Below are 4798 nucleotides of genomic sequence, written 5' to 3'. Positions count from 1 at the left end.
ACCACATACCAGTCGCGCTTTACGCTTTCCGGTTTTGCGCTGTAGGTCTTCATGGAATTCTGCCCTAAATTCAATATGTTACGGGTAGCAAACACCCGCCGGCGACGGTTCCGCCGGGCAAGAGAGCGCGAATTCTACCCAAGCCCCCCACAGAACACAAGCGGTTCAGGGGCTTTTGTTGTCATGACGTTTACTGCCTGACTACAGGTCAGTTCCCACCATTGTGCCGCAACCTGCAGCATGATGAGATTGGCGCCCATTCTAACCGTGCCTACCGGCCCCCTTGCAAGGAGTTCGCCATGGAATACCGCCGTCTTGGACGTACTGATCTGAATGTGAGCAGCCTGTGCCTGGGCAGCATGACCTGGGGAAGCCAGAACACGGCCGATGAAGGGCACGCCCAGATGGACATGGCGCTGGACCACGGCATCAATTTTTTTGATACCGCCGAGATGTACGCCGTGCCGGCCAGCCCGGAAACCTCATTCCGCACCGAAACCATTATCGGCGACTGGTTTGCCCGCACCGGCAACCGCGATAAGGTCATCCTGGCCACCAAGGCCGCCGGCCCCGGCGACTATGTAAAGCACATTCGCGGCGGCCCCCGTTTTAGCGCAGAGAGCCTGCAAGGCGCCCTGGAGGGCAGCCTCAAGCGCTTGCAGACCGACGTCATCGACCTGTACCAGCTGCACTGGCCGGAACGCACCACCAACTACTTCGGGCGGCTGGGCTACAAGCACCGGGACGGGGAGGACGGCATTGCCATCAGCGATACCGTGGCCGCCCTCAAACAATTGGTGGATGCCGGCAAGATCCGCCATTGGGGCCTGTCCAACGAAACCCCCTGGGGCACCATGACCTTTCTGCGCGAAGCGGAGAAGATCGGCCTGGCCCAGCCGGTCAGCATCCAGAACCCCTACTCCCTGCTCAACCGCAGCTTTGAAGTGGGCCTGGCGGAAATCGCCCACCGCGAGCATGTCGGCCTGCTCGCCTACTCGCCCCTGGCCTTCGGCATGTTGACCGGCAAGTACCGCAACAACCAGTGGCCCAAGGGAGCACGGCTGACAGAGGTCAAACAATTCAGCCGCTACACCAACGAACAGGCCAGCGCGGCCACCGACGCCTACTGCCAGCTGGCAGAAGAGCGCGGCCTGAGCCCCACTCAGCTGGCACTGCAATTTGTCACCACCCGCCCTTTTGTGACCAGCAACATCATCGGTGCCACCAGCCTGTCCCAGCTGGAGGAAAACCTGAAAAGCGTGGACCTGCCCTGGGACCGGGATCTGGAAAAAGCGCTGGAAGCTATCCATAACCGCTTTCCGTACCCGGCACCCTGACATCAGCAGCCGCCGCGCCCAATACCTGGGCGCGGCGCGTCACACCTGAATGCCTTAATACACCTCCGCCTCGGCTCCCATCCTGGGGACGAACCGAGCCCAGCGAGGCTACAGCGGTTTCAAAAACCCTGTTCTTCCTGAAACCTGTCGAGCGCTGGCATCCCGAATCGCCCTGCGGGCGATTTCCACGCTGGAGCGCGGCTCGCCCCTCAAGAGGTGTTATTGCATCGCTCACCCTTCGGGCCGCCTTTGGCGTTATTCCGCTACGCTCCGTTCCTACAGCAGCTTTGTAGCCACCTACTGACCCACATAGAACCGTTGACGAGACAGTCTTGCTCATGCAATGTTAACGGCGTTAACTTTAACCAATGAGAGATCATGGCACGTACGGCATACCACCACGGCGACCTTCATCAGCAGGCTCACGAGCTGGCACTGACCATTGTTCGCGAGCAGGGTGACGGCGCCATCAGCCTGCGCGCCCTGGCCAGGCAGCTTGGCGTCAGCGCGCCGGCGCTGTATCGCCACTATGCCGACCGGGAAAGCCTGCTGGCCGAACTGGCGATCAGCGGTTTCCAGACCTTGCGTCAGCATTTGCTGGCCGTGGACCAGCAAGACAGCCGCAGCGCCCTGATCGGCATCGGCCTGGCCTACGTGGCCTTCGCCCGGGAGGAGCCCAACCTGTACCGACTCATGTTCGGCGGACGGGTGCTGCCGCGCGGCGCCCACCCGCGACTGGATCAGGCCGGGCTGGCCGCCTTTCAGGTACTGGAAGACACCGTGGCAAACGGCCAGCAGCGGGGTTATCTGAAAGCGGCCCCCCTGTCCTTGCTTACCGCCGCCGCCTGGTCCCTGGTGCACGGGCTGTCGCAACTGACCATCGACGGCCACCTGCCCGGCCCTGACACCGAACCGCAACTGGCAGCGGGCATTACCGCCCTGCTGCTGGATGGCAGCATTGAACGTTCCAACAAGGAGCCCACCCCATGAGCAGCCCCACACCCAGTACCCTTCGCGTTGGCCGACGTTACCGGGCCAACCGCCTGGACGGCCCCTATGACGCCATTGTCATCGGCTCCGGTATCGGCGGCCTGACCGCCGCCGCCTGCCTGAGCAAAATGGGCAAGAAGGTAATCGTGCTCGAACAGCACTACACCGCCGGCGGCTTCACCCACAGCTATGACCGCAATGGCTACGAATGGGATGTGGGGGTTCACTACATTGGCGACATGGGCGCCAAACACACCCTGGCCCGCCGCCTGTTTGACTATGTTACCGACGGCCAACTGCAATGGGCGGCCATGGACGATCACTACGACCGACTCTTTATCGGCGATCGCCAGATCGATCTGGTCGCCGGGCCCGAGGCCTTTGCCAAGGAACTGAAAAGCCAGTTTCCCGATGAAGAGCAGGCCATCGACAGCTATCTGGATTATCTCTCCCAGGTGGCAAAGGCCATGCCCGGTGTCACCCTGGCCAAGGTACTGCCGAACCTGATGGCCGGCCCGTTTCGGTATCTGGCCCGCCGCAAGGCCCCCGACTTTCTCAACCGCACCACCCGGGAAGTACTGGAAACCCTCACCGGCAACCAGGAATTGATCGCTGCCCTGACCGGCCAGTGGGGCGACAACGGCCTGGTGCCCGATGACTCCAGCTTTATCATCCACGCCCTGATTGCCCGGCATTACCTCTACGGCGGCTACTATCCGGTGGGCGGCGCCTCGGAAATGGCCAAGACCATTATCCCGGTGATCCAGCAAGGCGGCGGCGAAGTGTTCACCTATGCGGACGTGAAAGAAATCCTGGTCGAAAACGGCAAGGCGGTGGGGGTGCGCATGGCCGACGGCCAGGCCATCCACGCCCCCGCCGTGATCAGCAACGCCGGCGTCTTCAATACGTTCGGGCCACTGCTGCCGGATAACGCGCCCCACAAGGCGTTCTACCAGAACAAACTGGGGCAGGTGCAACGCTCCATGGCCAGCGTCTGCCTGTATATCGGCCTGCAGGACACGGCGGAGAACCTGGCGCTGCCGAAAACCAACTTCTGGATCTACCCGGGTGCAGATTACCGTGGCCAGGTTGAGAATTTTCTCGCCGCCCCGGACAGCCACGATATTCCGCTCACCTATATATCCTTTCCCTCCGCCAAGGATCCCAGCTTCGCGGAGCGCTACCCGGGCCGGGCCACTATCGAGATCGTGGCACCCGGGCCATTCGAGTGGTATCAGGACTGGGCGGACCAGCCCTGGGGTAAACGCGGGGAGGATTACGAGGCAAAGAAGGACGCCTATGCCCAGCGTCTGCTGGAAAAGCTCTACGAAAAGATGCCCCATTTACGTGGCAAGGTGGATTACTACGAACTGTCCACGCCCTTGTCCACGGACTATTTCTGCCGCTACAGCACCGGCGAGATCTACGGACTGGACCACACGCCAGAACGGTTTGAGCAGGACTGGCTGAAACCGAAGACCCGCCTCCCGGGCCTCTACCTGACCGGCCAGGACATCATGACCTGCGGCGTGGTTGGCGCCATGATCGGCGGCCTGCTCACCACCGTTGCCGTGAGCGGCCTGAAAGGCCTGCCGCTGGCCAAGAAAATGTTTGTGGGGTAACCCATGCACCTACCCTTCTGGCTCAGTATCACCCTGCTCGCGCCGCTGCTGGTCTGGCAGGGCAAACGGACCCGCCGCACCACCCCACGCTTGCCGGAGGCCCACGGCGACCCGCACGGCCAGTACGGTGACGGGGAGCCTGCATGGCAACTGCTGGTGCTCGGCGAATCCACTGCTGCCGGGGTAGGCGTAACGCATCATCAAGATGGCCTGGCCAGCCAGCTGGCCCGGCAATTACATCAACAAAGCCGGCGCACCATTGGCTGGCGCAGCCATGGCATTAACGGTATTCGCCTGCAGGCCCTGCTGGACCATCTGAAGACCATCCAACTGGCGCCGGCAGATGCCATCCTGCTCAGCATGGGCGTCAATGACACCACCGGGCTGACACCCAGGCGCCGTTACCGTCAACAGCTGTTGGCCCTGGGCGCGCAACTGCCTGGCCCCTTGTTCCTGCTTAGCGTACCGCCAATGCACCGTTTTACCGCCCTGCCCACGCCTCTGCGACAGCTACTGGGCTGGCGAGCCAGACAACTGGATGCCATTCAGCGGAAGCTGGCCGCGGAGCAGCCCGATGATTTTATCTATCTGGGCTACCCGGCAATGACGGATCCAACCCTGCTGGCCGAAGACGGCTACCACCCGGGCATCAAGGGATATCAGGCCATGGCCACCGCGCTGGCGCCGGCACTGACGGCGAGACTGCAGACGGCGAAGTAGATCAGATTCCGCGTGATGGACGAACATAAAAAAGGCCCTGCAAGCAGGGCCTTTTGGGTGGGACGAAGCTAGCGATCAGAAGCGGTAGCTAAGCTGCGCGCCGATCACATCCGCATCCAGTTCGTAGGT

4 protein-coding genes are annotated in these 4798 nt (G+C 62.1%); all 4 read left to right on the top strand.

All coding sequences use genetic code 11. The features are described from left to right. The first annotated feature begins 299 nt into the window (after positions 1 to 299). The 4 genes from HUJ17_RS08090 to HUJ17_RS08075 all read left to right on the top strand — a co-directional run bounded on the left by HUJ17_RS08090 (position 300) and on the right by HUJ17_RS08075 (position 4669). Positions 300 to 1337, top strand: a complete 1038-nt coding sequence (locus HUJ17_RS08090; protein ID WP_290510216.1) for an aldo/keto reductase — start codon at positions 300 to 302, stop codon at positions 1335 to 1337. Positions 1338 to 1715: 378 nt separating this feature from the next. Further along, positions 1716 to 2327, top strand: coding sequence for a TetR/AcrR family transcriptional regulator (locus tag HUJ17_RS08085; protein ID WP_290510215.1), 612 nt, complete (start codon positions 1716 to 1718; stop codon positions 2325 to 2327). Continuing rightward, positions 2324 to 3949, top strand: coding sequence for an NAD(P)/FAD-dependent oxidoreductase (locus tag HUJ17_RS08080; RefSeq protein ID WP_290510214.1), 1626 nt, complete (start codon positions 2324 to 2326; stop codon positions 3947 to 3949). The genes HUJ17_RS08085 and HUJ17_RS08080 overlap by 4 nt, the downstream gene beginning before the upstream one ends. Positions 3950 to 3952: 3 nt before the next feature. Then, positions 3953 to 4669, top strand: coding sequence for an SGNH/GDSL hydrolase family protein (locus tag HUJ17_RS08075; RefSeq protein ID WP_290510213.1), 717 nt, complete (start codon positions 3953 to 3955; stop codon positions 4667 to 4669). The last annotated feature ends 129 nt before the right edge of the window (positions 4670 to 4798 follow it).

Source organism: Alcanivorax sp. (assembly GCF_014762765.1).
In the GTDB taxonomy this organism is placed as follows: domain Bacteria; phylum Pseudomonadota; class Gammaproteobacteria; order Pseudomonadales; family Alcanivoracaceae; genus Alcanivorax.
Note: the sequence above shows the minus strand (reverse complement) of the source record. Positions and strands in the feature narration are given on the sequence as shown.

Excerpts from the sequence above, each read along its gene's own strand:
- HUJ17_RS08090 (WP_290510216.1), top strand. The coding sequence starts at position 300 with ATGGAATACCGCCGTCTTGGACGTACTGATCTGAATGTGAGCAGCCTG.
- HUJ17_RS08080 (WP_290510214.1), top strand. The coding sequence starts at position 2,324 with ATGAGCAGCCCCACACCCAGTACCCTTCGCGTTGGCCGACGTTACCGG.
- HUJ17_RS08075 (WP_290510213.1), top strand. The coding sequence starts at position 3,953 with ATGCACCTACCCTTCTGGCTCAGTATCACCCTGCTCGCGCCGCTGCTG.
- HUJ17_RS08085 (WP_290510215.1), top strand. The coding sequence starts at position 1,716 with ATGGCACGTACGGCATACCACCACGGCGACCTTCATCAGCAGGCTCAC.